Genomic DNA, 1,381 nt, shown 5'->3' on the forward strand with positions numbered 1-1,381 from the left:
GGCTCTTCGCTCCCATGTGTGGGTCGGTTCGTGTCATGACATGACGAACGCCGCACTCTGCGTAGGTGTCTGATTGTGACGATCAAGAACCTGCGGAAGGGGTGCGGCGTTGTCGTCTGCGAACGTACTGGTCAGGGCGGCCGGGGTCGAGCGGACGGTGGTCGAGGAGGTCTATGTTCACCCGGTCGATCCGGTGAAGGTGGTCTTGGTGCGGCCGGACCGCAGGTGGGAGCGCAGGCCGCGGTGCGGGGTGTGCCGCGGGCGGGCGCCGCTGTACGACCGGGGCCATCGGCGGCGTTGGCGGTCGCTGGATGACGGGCTGCTACGGGTGTACTTCGAGGCCGACCTGGCCAGGGTGGCGTGTCCGGAGCACGGGGTGGTGATAGCGGCCGTGCCCTGGGCGCGACACGGCGCCGGGCACACGATCCCCTTCGACGAGACCGTGGCCTGGTTCGCGCCGGGCGCCTCGAAGAAACTGATTTCGGTGCTGCTGCGGATCAACTGGCACACCGTCGGCTCGATCGTGGCGCGGGTGATGGCGGAGCGGGACGGCCAGGACGGCGACCGGCTCGCCGGGGTGCGGCGGATCGGCATCGACGAGGTGTCCTTCGCCAGGGGCAGAAGTACCTGACCGTCGTGGTGGACCACGACAGCGGCCGCCTGCTGTATGTCGTCGAGGGCCGTTCGAAGAAGACCGTCCAGGGCTTCTTCGACCTCCTGGGCGAAGAGCGCTCCCGGGAGGTGACCCACATCTCGGCCGACGGCGCGGAATGGATCGCGGACGTGGCTGGCCGGCGGGCCCCGCACGCGGCTCGGTGCCTCGACCCGTTCCACGTCGTCAAGTGGGCCGGCGACGCCCTGGACACGGTGCGCCGTCAGGCCTGGAACCACGCCCGCCGCGCGGGGATGAAGGCCCTGGCCACGGAGCTGAAGAATTCCCGTTACGCGCTCTGGAAGAACCCACAGGACCTCACCGAAGGGCAGCAGGCGAAGCTGTCGCTGATCCAGACCGCCAACAAGCCCCTGTACCGGGCCTACCTCCTCAAGGAGCAGCTGCGGATGGTCTTCGCGCCCGGCGGCGCGGAGCGGGTACACCTGCTGGATGCCTGGCTGGCCTGGGCCTCACGCAGCAAGCTGCCACCCTTCGTCAAGCTCGCCCGTACCATCCGCGAGCGCCGCGCCGACATCGCCAATGCATTGACGTTCCGTCTCACCAACGCCCGTGTGGAGTCCATGAACACGAAGATCCGGCTGATCATCCGGCGGGCCTACGGCTTCCGCAGCGTCGAAGCCCTCCGCGCCATGATCCTGCTCTGCCTCGCCGGCTACAGCCGGCCCCTCCCCGGACGCACATAACACCCACAGAAACGAGCGAAGAGCC

General features: G+C 68.6%; 1 pseudogene. It reads left to right on the forward strand.

From position 1 onward, the window contains the following. Positions 1-109: 109 nt before the first annotated feature. Positions 110-1,356, forward strand: a pseudogene (locus tag ABZZ74_RS54190) (ISL3 family transposase). Positions 1,357-1,381 lie beyond the last annotated feature (25 nt).

The organism is Streptomyces sp. NPDC006476 (assembly GCF_040612015.1).
Taxonomy (GTDB): domain Bacteria; phylum Actinomycetota; class Actinomycetes; order Streptomycetales; family Streptomycetaceae; genus Streptomyces; species Streptomyces griseorubiginosus_B.